Origin of the sequence: Actimicrobium antarcticum, from assembly GCF_039536745.1 — a bacterium.
Lineage (GTDB): Bacteria > Pseudomonadota > Gammaproteobacteria > Burkholderiales > Burkholderiaceae_D > Actimicrobium > Actimicrobium antarcticum.
Window position 1 is genome coordinate 153,099 of the sequence record NZ_BAAAZE010000003.1, and the last position, 16,615, is coordinate 169,713.

Here is a 16,615-nt window from a genome sequence, read left to right on the forward strand (position 1 = left end):
CGCGATACCCCTGCGAAAAAAAACTCTGACCCCGGAAACTGGCTTTTGCAGCTTGCCGTCTCCGCACCATCTACACCATCCGCTATTGCCAATGATCGCGAATCAAATCAACAGCTTTTGCCTACGCTCACAAATTAATTCGGCAGCTTTTACCAACCGCCGCAAACCACAACACTAGCAACCAGGGTCAGAGTTTTTTTTCGCAATGCTTCACCGCGAAAATTACTCTGACCCTGCTTGCGAATTCCGGAGCACGCTGATCGCGACCTTGGTTTTCGGTGCGCCACGCATTGCACTCCGCAAGCCGTTTGCGGGGTCAGAGTAATTTTTGCGAGACCCCTGCGAAAAAAACTCTGACACCGGAAACTGGCTTTTGCAGCTTGCTGCCTCCGGAATTAATTAGGGTCCGAGTCAATTAATCCCACCCTCACCCCCCGCCAATCGCCCGCACCACATCCACCCGGTCCCGGCTCGTCAGCACTCGCTCGCTCCACAAATGCCGCGGTACGATTTCCCGGTTCACCGCTACCGCGAGCGACTGCCCCGCCAGCGCCAGCGCATCGATCAACTCCTGCAGATGCTGGCCCGGCGCAATCCGGTGCGGCGCGCCGTTGAGTTCAATCTCGATCATGCTGGCACCCATCACTGTTTGCGATAGAGTTCCGCGCCGCTTTTGACGAACTCAATCGATTTGACTTCCATCCCCTGCTTCAGCGCAGCAACGTCGCTGATGCCTTGCTTGGCCGCATAGTCCCGCACCTCTTGCGTGATTTTCATCGAGCAGAAATGCGGGCCGCACATCGAGCAGAAATGGGCAACCTTGGCCGAGTCCTTGGGTAGCGTTTCATCGTGGAATTCGCGCGCTTTGTCGGGATCAAGCCCGATGTTGAACTGGTCGTCCCAGCGGAATTCGAAGCGGGCTTTCGACAGCGCGTTGTCGCGGATCTGTGCGCTCGGGTGTCCCTTGGCTAGGTCGGCGGCGTGGGCGGCGATCTTGTAGGTGATGATGCCGTCCTTCACATCCTGCTTGTTGGGCAAGCCCAGGTGCTCTTTCGGCGTGACGTAGCACAGCATTGCCGTGCCGTACCAGCCGATCTGCGCGGCGCCGATGCCGGAGGTGATGTGATCGTAGCCAGGTGCAATATCGGTGGTCAGTGGTCCGAGCGTGTAGAACGGTGCTTCGTGGCATTGCTCCAGTTGCAGGTCCATGTTCTCCTTGATCAGGTGCATCGGCACGTGACCGGGACCTTCGATCATGACCTGGACGTCGTGCTGCCAGGCGATCTGCGTGAGTTCACCGAGGGTTTTCAGTTCGGCCAATTGCGCTTCATCGTTGGCATCGAAGATCGAGCCCGGACGCAAGCCATCGCCGAGACTGAACGAGACGTCGTAGGCTTTCATGATCTGGCAGATGTCGTCGAAGTGGGTGTACAGGAACGATTCTTCATGATGCGCGAGGCACCATTTGGCCATGATCGAACCACCGCGCGAGACGATGCCGGTCAGGCGTTTGGCTGTCATCGGCACATAGCGCAACAAGACGCCGGCGTGGATCGTGAAGTAATCGACGCCCTGCTCGGCCTGTTCGATGAGCGTGTCGCGGAAAATTTCCCACGTCAGGTCTTCGGCCTTGCCGTTGACCTTTTCCAGTGCCTGGTAAATCGGCACGGTACCGATCGGCACCGGTGAATTGCGCACAATCCATTCGCGGGTTTCGTGAATGTGCTTGCCGGTGGACAGGTCCATGACATTGTCACCACCCCAGCGGATGGCCCAAGTCATTTTTTCGACTTCTTCGCCGATGGAGGAGGTGACGGCCGAATTGCCGATGTTGGCGTTGATCTTCACCAGGAAATTGCGGCCGATGATCATCGGTTCGATTTCGGGATGGTTGATGTTGGCAGGGATGATGGCGCGGCCACGGGCAATTTCGGAACGGACGAATTCTGGCGTGATCTCGGCAGGGATCGCGGCGCCGAACGACTGGCCCGGATGCTGGCGCCCCATCAGGTCGGCGAGGCGATTGCCCATCGGGCCGGACGCCTTGAGCTCGTCGAGATATTCGCGCCGGCGCATGTTTTCGCGGATGGCGACGTATTCCATTTCGGGGGTGATGATGCCCTGGCGGGCGTAGTGCATCTGGGTGACGTTCTTGCCGGCGAGTGCACGGCGCGGAGTGCGCTTGAGGTTGAAGCGCAGCTCGGCCAGCGCCGGATCGTTCAGTCTTTCGATGCCATAGACGGACGATGGTCCATCGAGTTCTTCGGTGTCGTTACGCTCCAGAATCCATGGCAGGCGCGGGGTCGACAGGCCGCTGCGGATGTCGATGACAGCGTCCGGATCGGTGTAGGGACCCGAGGTGTCGTAGACATAAATCGCCGGATTTTTTTCAGCGCCGAACGAGGCGGCGGTGTCGGACTGGGTGATCTTACGCATCGGTACGCGCAGGTCGGGACGCGAACCTTGCACGTAAAACTTGCTGGAATTGGGTAATGGCTGGACTGCTGCTTCATCGACGATGGCGGTGCTGGCGTCGAATTTGGCGTTGAGTTTGGCTTCGGGTTTTGCATCAACGTTGGCGTTGATCGTGGAGTCTAAGAAGCGGGCTTTGTCGTTCACGGTGTTCCTTTGCTTTAGCGAAAAAGCGAAGGAATGGCGGATCGTGGGGTACGCTCCGTAGCTTCCCTTCGCTGGCATTATCCAGATCAGGTTCAAGGGTATTTCTCACCCGACCGCGCATGTTTTGCGGTAAGGACCCCTAGCTTGGTGTTGCGGTATTACGGTATTGCTGTCGCCGTGATGCACGGCGAGTCGCTAATACTAACCGGATTCTGGCCGACGCGACAGCGGGTTTCTGCAGGGTTCATCCTATAATGCGGACTTCCTTTCCCTACCAGACACCCATCATGGAATTAGCCAAGTCGTTCGAGCCCACCGAAATTGAAAAGCACTGGCGGTCCACCTGGGAAGCGCGCGGTTATTACAGCGCCACCATGGATGCAGACAAGCCCGCCTTCAGCATTCAATTGCCGCCCCCGAACGTCACCGGCACGCTGCACATGGGGCATGCGTTCAACCAGACTATCATGGATGGCCTGACGCGCTACCACCGGATGCGCGGCTTCAATACCGCCTGGATTCCCGGCACCGACCACGCCGGTATCGCCACGCAGATCGTGGTCGAGCGCCAACTCGATGCGCAAAAGCTGTCACGCCATGACCTCGGCCGTGAGAAATTCGTCGAGAAAGTCTGGGAATGGAAAGAACAATCCGGCTCGACCATCACCGGCCAGATGCGCCGGATGGGTGCGTCGACCGACTGGGAGCGCGAGTACTTTACGATGGACCCGAAGCTGTCGGGCACGGTCACCGAGGTGTTCGTGCGCCTGTTCGAACAGGGCCTGATTTATCGCGGCAAGCGTCTGGTGCACTGGGACCCGGTACTGGGCACGGCGGTGTCGGACCTGGAAGTGGTGTCGGAGGAAGAAGACGGTTTCATGTGGCATATCCGCTATCCGCTGGTCGATGGCAGCGGCCACCTGACGGTGGCCACCACCCGTCCCGAAACCCTGCTGGGCGACGTCGCCGTGGCGATCGATCCGACCGATACGCGCTACGTGCACCTGATCGGCAAGATGCTGAAGCTGCCGCTGTGCGACCGCGAGATTCCGATCATCGCCGACAGTTATGTCGACAAGGAATTCGGCACCGGTTGCGTGAAAATCACGCCGGCGCATGATGCCAACGACTATGCCGTTGGCCAGCGCCACGCCCTGCCACAGATCAATATCTTTACGCTGGATGCGAAGATCAACGAGAACAGCCCGGTTAAATACCAAGGCATGGACCGCTTCGTGGCACGCAAGGAAATCGTTGCCGATCTCGATGCGCAAGGCTTGCTGGAGATCGTCAAGCCACACAAATTGATGGTGCCGCGCGGTGACCGTACCGGCGTTGTGATCGAGCCGATGCTGACCGACCAGTGGTTCGTGGCGATGTCGAAACCGGCGCCGGAGGGTACGCATTTTCCAGGCAAGTCGATTGCCGAAGTGGCGCTGGAAAAAGTGGCCAGCGGTGAAGTGAAGATGATTCCGGATAACTGGACCACGACATATAACCAGTGGCTCAACAATATCCAGGACTGGTGCATCTCCCGCCAACTCTGGTGGGGTCATCAGATTCCGGCCTGGTACGACGATGACGGCAAGATTTATGTCGCCCGTACCGAAGCCGAAGCACAGGCCCAGGCACCCGGCAAGACGCTGCGGCGCGATGCCGATGTGCTGGATACCTGGTTCTCGTCGGCGCTGGTGCCGTTCTCGACCCTGGGCTGGCCGGAAGAGACGCCGGATTACAAGATGTTCCTGCCGTCGTCGGTGCTGGTGACCGGCTTCGACATTATCTTTTTCTGGGTGGCGCGGATGGTGATGATGACCACGCACTTCACGGGCCAGGTGCCGTTCAAGACGGTGTATGTGCATGGTCTGGTGCGCGATGGCAGTGGCCAGAAAATGTCCAAGTCGAAAGGCAACACGCTCGACCCGATCGACCTGATCGATGGCATCGACGTCGATACGCTGGTCGCCAAGCGCACCACCGGACTGATGAATCCGCGGGACGCCGTGAAGATCGAGAAAGCCACCCGCAAGGAATTCCCGACCGGCATCCCGGCCTTTGGTACCGATGCGCTGCGCTTCACGATGGCCAGTTACGCCTCGCTGGGCCGCAACATCAATTTCGACCTGGCGCGCTGCGAGGGCTATCGCAACTTCGGCAACAAGCTGTGGAATGCAACGCGCTTCGTGCTGATGAATACCGTCGACAAGGACTGCGGCGTGGAGGAGCGCGACGAGGCCGGCTATCTGGAATTCTCGGCAGCCGACCGCTGGATCACATCGCTGCTGCAGCGTACCGAAGCGGATGTGGCGAAGGGCTTTGCCGACTACCGTTTCGACAATATCGCGTCGTCGATCTACAAGTTCATCTGGGACGAATACTGCGACTGGTATCTGGAACTGGCCAAAGTGCAGATCCAGCATGGCAACGAGGCGCAACAGCGCGGCACCCGCCGGACTTTGTTGAAAGTGCTGGAAACCACGCTGCGTCTGGCGCATCCGATCATTCCGTTCATTACCGAAGAATTGTGGCAAACCGTGGCACCGCTGTCGGGGAAATTGCTCAAGCCCGAGGGCGATTCGATCATGATGCAGCCGTATCCGGAAGCGCAGCCGCACAAGATCGACGAGGCCGCCGAAGCCTGGATGGCGCAACTCAAGACCATGACCGATGCCTGTCGTAACCTGCGTGGCGAGATGCAACTGTCGCCTGCCGTGCGGGTGCCATTGATCCTGGAAACAGCTGCCGGCGCGGATGCCGCGCAGTTGCAATCGTTTGCACCGTATCTGCAGGCGCTGGCCAAATTGTCCGAGGTGCAAGTGCTCGACAAATTGCCGGAATCCCCTGCCCCGGTGTCGATCGTGGGTAATGCGCGATTGATGCTGAAGGTGGAAATCGATGTCGCCGCCGAGCGCGAACGCCTGCTCAAGGAAATCACGCGCCTCGAAGGCGAGATCACCAAGGGCCATGCCAAACTGGGCAATGAAGCGTTTGTGGCGCGGGCGCCGGCTGCGGTGGTGCAGGCGGAACAGGCTCGTCTGGCGGGCTTCACCAGCACGCTGGAAAAATTGCGGGAACAGTTTGCGAAATTGCCTGTAGGCTAATTGATTCTGATGAGGAGACATTCATGATCGAGACTAAAAAACTGGCAGCACTGACTGCCGGACTACTGATGGCTTGCGGTGCCATGGCGCAGAGCACGCCGGTGGGACTGTGGAAAAGCATCGACGACAGCACCGGCAAACCGAAGGCACTGATCCGCATCACGGACAGCAACGGCGAACTCAAAGGCAAGATCGAGAAACTGTTCTCGCCACCGCCGAATGATCCGAATCCGAAGTGCGACAAATGCGATGGCGCCAACAAGGATCAGCAGATTATCGGAATGACGATTCTCAATGGCATGCGCGCCGACGGTAGCGACTATGCGGGCGGGACGATACTCGATCCGAACAATGGCAAGGTTTATAAAAGCAAGATGACGCTGGCTGATGAGGGCAAGAAGCTGAATGTGCGCGGGTATATCGGGGTGCCGATGCTGGGGCGCACGCAGATGTGGGTGCGGGAGGAGTAACGGGGGTTGTTGAGGGGGCGCGCTGCAGAGGCAAGTTTCCGCTGGTGATGTGGTTTGCGTAAGTTGGAAAAAACCGCCGATGCGCGACAACTGGCAGTTGCAGGCAGCGATTAATAAATGAGGCAGGTATTGCTTGCGCCTCCCCGGCAAGAGCGGGTGGTGCGGTTTTTGCGGATACGGCAAGCTGAAGAGGCCAGTTTGCGGGGTCAGAGTTTTTTTTCGCAGGGGTATCGCGAAAATTACTCTGACCCCGCAAACGGATTACGGAGTGCGGCCGTGGCGCTCCGGTAGCTACCTTCGCGGTTAGCCGGCTACGGGATTGCGCAAAGCTGTCGTGCCTGACGGGCAGCGCCGGTCGCGATCTGCGTGCTCCGGAATCCGCAAGCAGGGTCAGAGTAATTTTCGCGGTGAAGCGTTGCGAAAAAAAACTCTGACCCTGGTTGCTGGCGATGTGGTTTGCGGCTGCTACGAAAAACCACTGATGTTGTTCGCAGCGATTAATAAATACAGCAGGTATTGCTTGCCCCCGGCAAAAGCGGGTCGTGCGGTTTTTGGGGACATGGCACGCTGCAAAAGCCAGTTTCCGGGGTCAGAGTTTTTTTTCGCAGGGGTATCGCGAAAATTACTCTGACCCCGCAAACGGATTGCGGCGTGCAGACGTGGCGCACCGGCAGCTACGTTCTCGATCAGCCGGTTGCGGAATTGCACAGAGCTGTCGTGGCTGACTGGCAGCGCCGGTCGCGATCTGCGTGCTCCGGAATCCGCAAGCAGGGTCAGAGTAATTTTCGCGGTGAAGCGTTGCGAAAAAAAACTCTGACCCTGGTTGCTGGTGATGTGGTTTGCGGCGGCTGCGAAAAACCACTGATGTTGTTCGCAGCGATTAATAAATACAGCAGGTATTGCTTGCCCCCGGCAAAAGCGGGTCGTGCGGTTTTTGGGGACATGGCACGCTGCAAAAGCCAGTTTCCGGGGTCAGAGTTTTTTTTCGCAGGGGTATCGCGAAAATTACTCTGACCCCGCAAACGGATTGCGGAGTGCAGCCGTGATGCCCCGGCAGCTACGTTCTCGATCCGCCGGCTACGGGATTGCACAAAGCTGTCGTGCCTGACGGGCAGCGGCGGTCGCGATCTGCGTGCTCCGGAATCCGCAAGCAGGGCCAGAGTAATTTTCGCGGTACAACTTGCGAAAAAAAACTCTGGCCCTGGTTGCTGGTGATGTGGTTTGCGGCGGTTGATTAAATCCGACGGTGCGCGACGGCTGGCAATTGCAAGCGGCGTGGGTTTGCGGAGGCTGCATGCTGAAAAAGCCAGTTTCCGGGGTCAGAGTTTTTTTTCGCAGGGGTATCGCGAAAATTACTCTGACCCCGTAAACGGATTGCGGCGTGCAACCGTGGCGCACCGGCAGCTACGTTCTCGATCCGCCGGCTGCGGAATTGCACAAAGCTGTCGTGCCTTACTGGCAGCGGCGGTCGCGATCTGCGTGCTCCGGAATCCGCAAGCAGGGTCGGAGTAATTTTCGCGGTAAAGCGTGCGAAAAAAAACTCTGACCCTGGTTGCTGGTGATGTGGTTTGCGGCGGTTGGTAACAGCGGGCGGTGTGGTGTGAGAGAACTGGCAGGGAATGAAGTCGCTCGCTAACGCTAGCGACAACACTCCATCAACCAATACTTCTTACACAAATCCCACCGTCAACCCCGGCAAACTCACCCCCGAAAACGCGGTCGTCCAGGTCTGTCCGCCAGCAATCGGATACGCCTCGGTCCAGGTGCCGGTAGTGATGATCTCGCCGGCAGTCAGCGGTGCGAACTCCGGTTGTGTCTGCAGCAGCTTGTGCAAATGCATCATGGCATGCACCGGGCTGTCCAGCAAGTCGGCGCCGAATCCGGCACCACGCAACGAGAACCCTTCACCCGAGTCCAGCGACAGCGATACGCTGGAATTGGTCAGGACTTCAGCGAGATTGCGGCGCGAGGCAGCCGACAAGATGTGCGGTTCGCCAATGATCAGCGAGCCATGCAGGCCGAACGCGGCGACCGCATCGACCGGCTCGAACTGCCAGTCGGCGAACGGGCAGACGATGATTTCGAAACCATGCGCCATCCATTCGATGCAGGCGGCCAGTTCCGTCAGGGAGGCATTTTTTGCGGGGGTCTTGCCGAGTTTGAAGACGATTTCGGGTTCCAGACGCGGCTGGACGGCACCGACCAGACTCTGGAAAGCGCGGTTGTCGTCGGCAAAGCGCACGGTGGAGTCGTACATGGTGGCCCAGACCGGGACATCGACCAGATTCTGGCCACCGAACTTGCTCCAGACCTTGCGATTATTGAAGCCGATCTTGCGACCGACCGGCTGTTCGCCCTGCGCGATGCGGATGTCGAGGATGCGTTTGGCGACTTCGTAACCATCGGACATGGTCAGCGCGGTATCGACCGACAGGCGCGGCATTTGCGCCGAGTTGGCGCGGGCGTCCAGCAACTGGTGGGCGTAACGATTGGATAGTGTGGACATCAGCATTGCGGACTCGCTTAGGTAGGAGTGAAAACAGTCAGACTATTTTCAGCTACCGCAACGTATTACACAAGCGCCATGATCAGGCATGTTGTACCAGCCAATCTGACAGCAATTGCTGGAATCGTTCAGGTTGCTCCATCAGGAAAAAATGGCTGGCGTTCTCGAAAATTTCGGTGCGGACATTCGGCAGCCCGTCGCCCAGCCAACCGGTGGCCGTCAGCGAACAGATCGGATCGCTGGCGCCCGCCATGACCAGTACCGGCTGGTGGAGTCGCGCCAGCTCAGGCAGCGTGTCATGCTCCTGGCAGGCCGTGTTCTGGCGGATGTAGCAGGCCGGCAAGCGGGTTTCGCCGCCGATGAGGCGTTCAATCGCGGCGACCCGTTCGGGCTGCTGATTGAAAAAATCCGCCGAGACAAAGTTCTGCACCGAATGGCGCGCATGGTCGGCCCAGTTCATGCGCCATTCGAGCGCATCGCGCATGTTCAGCAAGACCCGCCGGCCCAGCGGGTCGAGCCGCGCAAACGAGGCGCACAACACCATCGACAGCACCCGTGCTGGCGCGAGCAATGCCATCTGCTGCGCGACTGCGCCACCCATCGACCGGCCGACCACGTGGGCCCGCTCGATCTGCAGATAATCCATCAGCCCGAGCGTGTCGCGGGCCAGGTCGGCGGTGCTGACCGGCTCATCGACCTGTGTGCTGTGCCCGGCGCCGCGATTGTCGAACGCAATGACCCGGTACGACTGGCGCAATACCGCGACCTGCGCCAGCCATGCGCTGAGATCACCGGCCAGTCCGTGGATCAGCACCACGACCGGGCCGCTGCCTTCATCGAGGTAGCGCAGCGCGTAGTTACCGACGGGTGCGAATTTCAGGTCGAAGTCCATGGGATGTCTTTCTCAGGTGATGCCGAGATGGGATTGCAGTTGCGCCTGCTGCTGGCGGAAATCGGCGTTGCTGCCGGCAAACACGACGCGGCCGGTATTGAGCAGCACCACGTCGTCGGCCACTTTCATGGCCAGCCCAAGATTCTGTTCCACCAGCAGGATGGCGATTTGACTTTTGAGCTGTTCGAGCACGTCGCCGACTTCGCGCACGATTTGCGGTGCCAGGCCTTCGGACGGTTCGTCCATCAGCAGCACGGACGGATTGGTCATCAGCGCGCGACCGATTGCCAGCATCTGCTGTTCGCCGCCGGACAGGCTGGCGGCAAGCTGGTGCTGGCGCTCGCGCAGGCGCGGGAACATCGCATGGACGTCATCGCAAGTCCAGCAGCGCCGCCCGGCCGGCGTGTGCTTGCGTGACGCCACCAGCAGGTTTTCACGCACGCTCAGGCTGCCAAAAATACGCCGCCCCTGCGGCACCAAGCCGATGCCGGCGCGACTGATCTGTTCCGGCGTACTGCGCGCCAGGTCGATGCCCGCCAACAGCACCCGGCCTGAACGCGGTGGCACGAAGCCGGCGATCGCACTGATGCATGTCGACTTGCCGGCGCCGTTGCGACCCAGCAGCGCCAGCACCTTGCCCGGCGCCAGTGCCAGCGAGACATCATGCAGTACGTGGCTGTCGGCGTAGAACGCGTTGAGGTTGTCCAGTTCGAGCAGGTTAGTGGCCAAGGTAAATCTCCCGGGTACGCGGATCGTTGACGACTTGCTCGCGGGTACCACCCAGGATGACTTCACCGTAATGCAGCAGCGTGATCCGGTCGGCGAAGGCCAGTGCGACCTCCATGTCGTGCTCGATCATGATGATGGTGATCTTGCGGTCGATCTGGCCCAGCAATTGCCGGATGGTGTCACGCTCTTCGGCCGACAGGCCGGCCAGCGGTTCGTCGAGCAGCAGCACTTGCGGCTCCTGCGCCAGCGCCATGGCGATTTCGAGCCGGCGTTTTTCGCCGTACGAGGTTTGCTGCAGCGGCAACGCTGCCTTGTGGCCGAGGCCGACTGCCTCCAGCACCGCATGTGCGCGCGCCGTCATCGTCCGTTCATCGGACAGGCTGCCCCAGTGCCGCCAGCGGCGCGGCGATTTGCCAAGCAGCGCCAGCATCACGTTGTGCAACAGCGTGTCCTTGCCGAACAGCGTGACGATCTGATAGGTGCGCGCCAGCCCGTGCTGCGCCCGGCTCGCGGTGGGCAGGCGCGTGACATCGCGCCCGAGCAAGCTGATGCGGCCGCTGTCGGACCGAAAATCCCCGGCGATCAAATTGAACAAGGTGGTCTTGCCAGCACCGTTCGGGCCGATCAGCAAATGCCGTTCGCCCTGCTCCACCCGCAGGTCGACGCCGCGCGTGACCTGCAGGCCGCCGAAGGCCTTGCTCAGGCCGGACAGTTCGAGTACCGGATTCATGCGCGCTCCTCCTTGTGCCGCCGCCGTTGTTGCCACCGCTGCCATAGTTTGGCCACGCCCGGCACGATACCGTTCGGCACGAACAGCACGATAAACAGGAACACGAAACCCAGCAGCATGATCCAGCGATCGATGTAGCCGCTGGCGATATTTTTCAGCAGCACCACCAGCGCGGCACCAACCACCGGCCCGGCCAGCGTCGCCGGTCCGCCGGCGATGACCATCAGCAGCATCTCGGCCGAGTTGGCCAGCGCCAGACTGTGCGGGCTGATGAACTGCTGGTAATAGACATACATCAGGCCTGCCACGGCACCGAAAAATCCGCTGATCGTAAACGTGATCCAGCGGATCAGCCAGACATTGAATCCCAGCGCACTCATGCGGCGTGGCTGATCGCGGGTACCGCGGATGCTGGCGCCGAACGGCGAACGCACCCATAACGCGACCACTGCCCAGACCAGCAGGAACACCAGCAACGTGAAGTAATAGAAATGGCTGGCCGGCCCGAGGTCGAAGCCGAACGGATGCGGCCGGCTGATGCCGGACAAACCATTGTCGCCACCGGTGACGCTGGCCCAGCGATAGGCAATGCCCCACAGTATCTGGCCCAGTGCCAGCGTGATCATCAGGAAACCGATGCCGCTGGCGCGCAGCGCAATGAGCCCGAACACCCCCGCCACCACGGTCGATCCGGCCAGTGCCGCTGCTGCTGCCGACGCCTGGTCCCACTGCAGATTGAGCATCAGCCAGGCGCTCGAATACGCCGCCAGTCCAAGGAAGCCGGCATGGCCGAGCGAGGTCAGCCCGGCATAGCCGACCAGCAGGTTCAGGCTCAGTGCAAACAGCGCGGCGATCAGCGCCTGGCTGGCGAGGTTGGTGTAATAGTCGCTCCCGGCCAGCCAGGGCAGGATCGCCAGCAGCGCGATGAAAATGAAGAGCAATGCGCGTTTCATGCAGCAATCCTTCCGAACAAGCCACGCGGACGCACCGCCAGGATCACCACCATCGGCAGGAACAGGATGATGTACGCCAGGTCCGGGAACAGCGCCTGGCCAAAACTGTAGATGAAGCCGATCACGAAGCTGCCGACGAACGCGCCGGCCAGGCTGCCAAGACCGCCGAGGATGACCACGACCAGCGCCAGTGGCAGCATGTCGGCATCCATGCCCGGATACACCGACAGAATAGGCGCGGCAATCACGCCGCCGATGCCGGCCAGCGCCGCACCGAGGCAGAATACGATGGTAAACAGGCGCGAGGCCGGGATGCCGATGCCGCGCGCCATTTGCATGTCATCGACGCTGGCCCGGATCATCATGCCCAGCCGGGTCTTGTCGAGCAGCAGCCACAGGCTGATTGCCAGCAGGATTGCAAAGCCCAGCACGCCTAGCCGGTAGAGCGGAAAGACCTGACCGAACAGGCGCGTCGAGCCGGCCAGGAAGGCCGGGGCATCGACCGGCTGCGGATCGCCGCCCCAGGCCCACAAACTGAAATCGGCAATGATGAAGGCAATGCCCAGCGTGGCCAGTACCTGGCCGAGGCCGTTGCCGGCAAGCCGGCGCAGCACCAGCCGCTCGACGACTGCACCGAGCGTGCCGACGGCCAGCCCGGCCGCCAGCAACGCCGCGAAAAAGCCGTAGCCGTGCGTGATCACGCTCAGGCCGACGTAGGCCCCGAGCATGAAGTAAGCGCCATGCGACAGGTTGGCGATGCGCATCAGTCCGAAGATCAGCGAGAAGCCCGCCGCCAGTGTGAACAGCACGCCGCCCAGCGCAAGGCTGTTGAGACTTTGGATCAGCCAGAATGACACGCCTATTTTTCCAGGTTGGCAGCGACCGGATTGTCACGCGAGTACACCGGCGCGGCCAGGAAATCCTTGCGGCTGTAGGTCCAGAATTGCGAGACATCGGGATACGTCTTGATGATGCTGTTGACCAGCTTGCCGTCCTTGCGCTCGACCTTGCGGATATAGACATTCATGATCGGATTGCCCAGCGCATCGAGCTTGAGCAGGCCGCGCGGATCGCCCGCCACCTGCACATTGCGCAACGCCGCCATGAAGGCCGGTTTGTCTTCGATCTTGCCACTGACGGTTTTCAGGGCTTGCTCGAGGATCAGACCGGCACTGTAGGCACCGAGCGCGTAGTAACCCGGGTCCTGCTTGTATTCGCGGTTCATGCCCTGCACGAAATGCTTGTTGGCCGGATTGTCGATGGTGGCGGCGTACCAGCCTGCCGAAATCACGCCGAGCGCTTCATCGCCCATCGATTTCAGGATGCCTTCGTCGACGGCAGTCATCGACGCCAGCAGCGGGATCTTGCCCTTGAGGCCGTACTCGTTGTACTGCTTGATGAATTTCAGTCCGTTGCCACCGGCAAAGCTGACGAAGACCGCATCGACCTTGGGATTGATCTGGCCGATGTAGGTGCCGTAGTCCGCCACGTTCAATGGCGACCAGAGTTTCTGCACGATCTTGCCGCCGTTTTCCTCGAAGGTGCGCTGGAAGCCTGCCACGCTTTCATGCCCGAATGAAAAGTCGTCGCCGATGATGGCAATGCGCTTGTACTTCAGTTCGCGCGCCGCGTATTCGCCAAATGGCTGGGTCGGCTGGGCCGAGGTGCCGACGGCGCGCACGAACCACGGATTGGGCTTGCGCTGAGTCAGGTCTTCGGCCGCGGCCGACGGCGAGATCACCGGGATCTGCGCCTTGCGGATGTAGTCGTCGACCGCCAGTGCCTCGAAGGCAGCGAGCGGACCGATGATCACCTGCACATTATTTTTTTCGACCAGTTCCTGCATCTTGGTCTTCGTGATCGCCGGCTGGCCGGCACTGTCGGCAACGAACAGTTCGACCTTGCGGCCGGCAATCATGTTGTTGCGCTCTTTCAGGAACAGTTGCAAGCCGTCTTCCATCTGCTTGCCGCCGGCTGCCAGCGCGCCGGATTTGACGGTGAGGAAGCCGACCCGGATCGGGTCTGCCGCAGCGGATTGGGCCGGACCGGTAAAAAGGGCAGCGACGGTAGTCGTGACTGCGGCGAGGGTCAGGATTTTGTTCAGCATGACGTGTCTCCTTGATTGATTTCCATCAAATATTTTTTGACCGGGCTTCTTTTTAGCGACTTTGCAGTGCGTCTTTCGCCTCTCTTTAATATATTACCAAATAAAAAAAGATGGTCGCTTATTATTTTATTCAGGTAGTTTTCGGCAGCCAGACGCCGTTTCTTGGATGGTGCGATGCGCAATTGATGGTGTTTGCGCTTTTTCGTGATGTATTACATAATCCAGAAAAGCAAACTCCTGATATTTCAAATGCCGACCATTACCTTGCCAGCCAGTCCTCTCCAGAACACGGGCACGCCGCTCCTGCGGGAGTCGGCCTACGCGCAATTGCGGGCCGACATCCTGAGTTGCGAACTGCCACCGGGCGCCGAAATCCGCGAAGCCGAACTGGCTGCGCGCTTTCAGGTCAGCAAGTCACCGGTGCGTGATGCGCTGATGCGGCTCGAACGCGAAGGCCTGGTCATTTCGACACCGCGCCAGGGTTATCGGGTTGCGCCGATTTCGGTCACCGACGTGCAGGACATGTTCCACCTGCGCGCCGCCCTTGAACGGGCCTGCATGGAACGCATCGTGCGCAATGCCAGCGATGCGCAACTGCAGGCGCTGGAGTCGTTTCGCCAGTTCGATCCGGCACAGTGGAGCGATGGTTTTGTCGGCTACAACCGCAGTTTCCATCACACGCTGGCGGCGCTGGGCGGCAACCTGCGCATGCAAAATCACCTGATCGATCTGATCGACCAGATGGAACGCGCGGTACGGGTCAGTGTCAGCAATGTCAAAAAAGGAAATCCCGAATCACTGGTCGACGAGCATTGCCAGCTCATCGATGCGCTGCAGCAGCGCAAGACCAAACGCGCCGAGCGCGCCGCCGAACAGCATATTTCTGCCGCCGCGAAACGCGTCAATGACGCCATTTCGCGGTTTGCCATCGTCAATTAGTCCATCGCGTTTTCAATCAAGGGGAAGTCAGATGTCCAGCGTTTTGAATACCAGTAACGGCGTGCCGGTCCACGGCCTGTTCATCGACGGCCACGCAGTCGCCGCCACCCGTGCCGACCTGCTCGACGTGATCAATCCGGCGACCGGCGTGCTGCTGGCGCAGATCAGCCATGCCAGCGATGCCGATGTCGACCGGGCGGTACAAAGTGCCGCAACCGCATTCGAGAGCGCCGAATGGAGCACGATGTCCAACCGCACCCGCGCCAAACTGGTCAACAAGCTGGCCGATGTGTTCGAAGCCAACCTCGAAGAAATTTATCATCTCGAAACCCTCAACAACGGCCGCTCGCTCAACGAAACCCGTGCCCAGGTGTCACGCCTGCCGGACTTCCTGCGCTACAACGCCGGCCTGGCGATCGCGCGACGCGATTCGGTCATCCCGGTCGATGGCAATTACCTTAATTACACGCTGCGCACGCCGATCGGCGTGGTCGGCAATTCGACCCCGTTCAACCATCCGCTGATGATCATGATGAAAAGCCTGGCACCCACGCTGGCGTCAGGCTGCACCACAGTCGTCAAACCCTCCGAATACACCCCGCTGACCACGCTGCGCCTGGCCGCGCTGTTCGTCGAAGCCGGCCTGCCGCCGGGGGTGTTCAATGTCATCACCGGCCTTGGCCCGACCAGCGGCAAGGCGCTGTCGGAACATCGCGGCCTGGCGAAATGGGTGCTCACTGGCGGCACCGAAGCCGGCCGCATTACCGGTGCACTGGCAGGTGCCAATTTTGCGCACCAGACGCTGGAACTGGGCGGCAAGACGCCGGTGCTGGTGTTTGATGATTTCGATGTCGACCAGGCGGTCAATTACGCGGCGTTCGGTGCCTTCATCGGTGCCGGCCAGACCTGCATCTGCGGCAGCCGCCAGATCGTCCAGGAAAAAGTGTATGACGAATTCGTTGAGAAGCTCGCCGCCAAGGCCAAGTCGATCCGCATCGGCAATCCGATCGATCCGATGATCCAGCTCGGACCGGTGGTATCGGCACGCCAGCAGCAACGGGTACTGAACTACATCCGCATCGGCCTCGAAGAAGACGGCGCACGGCTGGTCGCCGGTGGCCGCATTCCGGCCGATCCGGCGCTGGCCAACGGCTTTTTTGTCGAGCCAACCGTGTTTGCCGATGTCACTGCCGACATGCGCATCTTCCAGGAAGAAGTGTTCGGTCCGTTTGTCTCGGTCACCAAGTTTGGCACCGAGGCCGAAGGCATTGCACTGGCCAACAATTCACCGTTCGGATTGGCCGGCGCGATCCGCACCAATGACATCACGCGCGCCCATCGGGTCGCGGCGCGGCTGAAATGCGGCATCGTCTGGATCAACGACCATCACCGGCTCGACCCGGCCTCGCCCTGGGGCGGCGTCAAGGATTCAGGCATCGGCCGGGAATGCGGCACCGAATCGTTCGACCAGCATTTCGAGACCAAGAGCGTGATGGTGCGGCTCGATGACGCGCCGTTCGACTGGTACAAGGACACGGCAGCCCAGCCGCGTCTGAACTGAATTTTTTA

15 protein-coding genes and 1 riboswitch are annotated in these 16,615 nt (G+C 60.2%); of the genes, 5 read left to right on the forward strand and 10 right to left on the reverse strand.

Annotated features, from left to right (window positions below; all coding sequences use genetic code 11):
* Window positions 1-427 precede the first annotated feature (427 nt).
* Together thiS and thiC are read right to left on the reverse strand one after the other, a co-directional pair.
* Window positions 428-631 (reverse strand): sulfur carrier protein ThiS, encoded by a 204-nt coding sequence (thiS, locus tag ABD720_RS02580; protein WP_344761652.1) that lies wholly within the window; start codon window positions 629-631, stop codon window positions 428-430.
* An 11-nt stretch (window positions 632-642) separates the two neighbouring features.
* On the reverse strand, window positions 643-2,586 hold the full coding sequence (gene thiC, locus ABD720_RS02585) for a phosphomethylpyrimidine synthase ThiC (RefSeq protein ID WP_344761720.1): 1,944 nt from the start codon (window positions 2,584-2,586) through the stop codon (window positions 643-645).
* A gap of 79 nt (window positions 2,587-2,665) precedes the next feature.
* Window positions 2,666-2,770, reverse strand: a riboswitch (TPP riboswitch).
* 136 nt (window positions 2,771-2,906) lie between these two features.
* On the opposite strand from thiC, the gene ABD720_RS02590 reads away from it, so the two are divergent.
* Window positions 2,907-5,720, forward strand: coding sequence for a valine--tRNA ligase (locus ABD720_RS02590; RefSeq protein ID WP_344761653.1), 2,814 nt, complete (start codon window positions 2,907-2,909; stop codon window positions 5,718-5,720).
* Between the two features lie 23 nt (window positions 5,721-5,743).
* Entirely contained in the window at window positions 5,744-6,190 is a 447-nt protein-coding gene (locus tag ABD720_RS02595) for a DUF2147 domain-containing protein (RefSeq protein ID WP_344761654.1), read from the forward strand.
* Window positions 6,191-6,655: 465 nt separating this feature from the next.
* On the opposite strand, the gene ABD720_RS02600 is transcribed toward ABD720_RS02595, so the two are convergent.
* Complete coding sequence (locus ABD720_RS02600; RefSeq protein ID WP_344761655.1) at window positions 6,656-6,898, reverse strand: hypothetical protein; 243 nt, start codon at window positions 6,896-6,898, stop codon at window positions 6,656-6,658.
* A gap of 9 nt (window positions 6,899-6,907) precedes the next feature.
* On the opposite strand from ABD720_RS02600, the gene ABD720_RS02605 reads away from it, so the two are divergent.
* Window positions 6,908-7,204 (forward strand): hypothetical protein, encoded by a 297-nt coding sequence (locus tag ABD720_RS02605; protein WP_344761656.1) that lies wholly within the window; start codon window positions 6,908-6,910, stop codon window positions 7,202-7,204.
* A gap of 655 nt (window positions 7,205-7,859) precedes the next feature.
* Here the strand turns inward: ABD720_RS02605 and ABD720_RS02610 are convergent.
* From ABD720_RS02610 to ABD720_RS02640, 7 genes are all read right to left on the reverse strand, one after another.
* Entirely contained in the window at window positions 7,860-8,702 is an 843-nt protein-coding gene (locus ABD720_RS02610; protein ID WP_344761657.1) for a 2-keto-4-pentenoate hydratase, read from the reverse strand.
* A 76-nt stretch (window positions 8,703-8,778) separates the two neighbouring features.
* Window positions 8,779-9,588 carry an alpha/beta fold hydrolase gene (locus ABD720_RS02615; RefSeq protein WP_344761658.1) on the reverse strand — a complete coding sequence of 270 codons (810 nt, stop codon included), beginning with the start codon at window positions 9,586-9,588 and terminating at the stop codon, window positions 8,779-8,781.
* Between the two features lie 12 nt (window positions 9,589-9,600).
* The gene (locus ABD720_RS02620; protein WP_344761659.1) at window positions 9,601-10,317 is read right to left on the reverse strand and encodes an ABC transporter ATP-binding protein; all 717 of its coding nucleotides are present in this window, start codon (window positions 10,315-10,317) and stop codon (window positions 9,601-9,603) included.
* On the reverse strand, window positions 10,307-11,047 hold the full coding sequence (locus tag ABD720_RS02625) for an ABC transporter ATP-binding protein (RefSeq protein WP_344761660.1): 741 nt from the start codon (window positions 11,045-11,047) through the stop codon (window positions 10,307-10,309). The genes ABD720_RS02620 and ABD720_RS02625 overlap by 11 nt, the downstream gene beginning before the upstream one ends.
* Window positions 11,044-12,000 (reverse strand): branched-chain amino acid ABC transporter permease, encoded by a 957-nt coding sequence (locus ABD720_RS02630; protein ID WP_344761661.1) that lies wholly within the window; start codon window positions 11,998-12,000, stop codon window positions 11,044-11,046. Before ABD720_RS02630 ends, ABD720_RS02625 begins: the two co-directional genes overlap by 4 nt.
* Window positions 11,997-12,857: a branched-chain amino acid ABC transporter permease gene (locus tag ABD720_RS02635; RefSeq protein ID WP_344761662.1), complete on the reverse strand. Its 861-nt coding sequence runs from the start codon at window positions 12,855-12,857 to the stop codon at window positions 11,997-11,999. The genes ABD720_RS02630 and ABD720_RS02635 overlap by 4 nt, the downstream gene beginning before the upstream one ends.
* A 2-nt stretch (window positions 12,858-12,859) precedes the next feature.
* Window positions 12,860-14,107, reverse strand: a complete 1,248-nt coding sequence (locus ABD720_RS02640; RefSeq protein WP_344761663.1) for an ABC transporter substrate-binding protein — start codon at window positions 14,105-14,107, stop codon at window positions 12,860-12,862.
* A 249-nt stretch (window positions 14,108-14,356) separates the two neighbouring features.
* On the opposite strand from ABD720_RS02640, the gene ABD720_RS02645 reads away from it, so the two are divergent.
* Together ABD720_RS02645 and ABD720_RS02650 are read left to right on the forward strand one after the other, a co-directional pair.
* Window positions 14,357-15,046 (forward strand): GntR family transcriptional regulator, encoded by a 690-nt coding sequence (locus tag ABD720_RS02645; RefSeq protein WP_344761664.1) that lies wholly within the window; start codon window positions 14,357-14,359, stop codon window positions 15,044-15,046.
* Window positions 15,047-15,077: 31 nt separating this feature from the next.
* Window positions 15,078-16,607 carry an aldehyde dehydrogenase gene (locus ABD720_RS02650; protein WP_344761665.1) on the forward strand — a complete coding sequence of 510 codons (1,530 nt, stop codon included), beginning with the start codon at window positions 15,078-15,080 and terminating at the stop codon, window positions 16,605-16,607.
* Window positions 16,608-16,615: the final 8 nt, after the last annotated feature.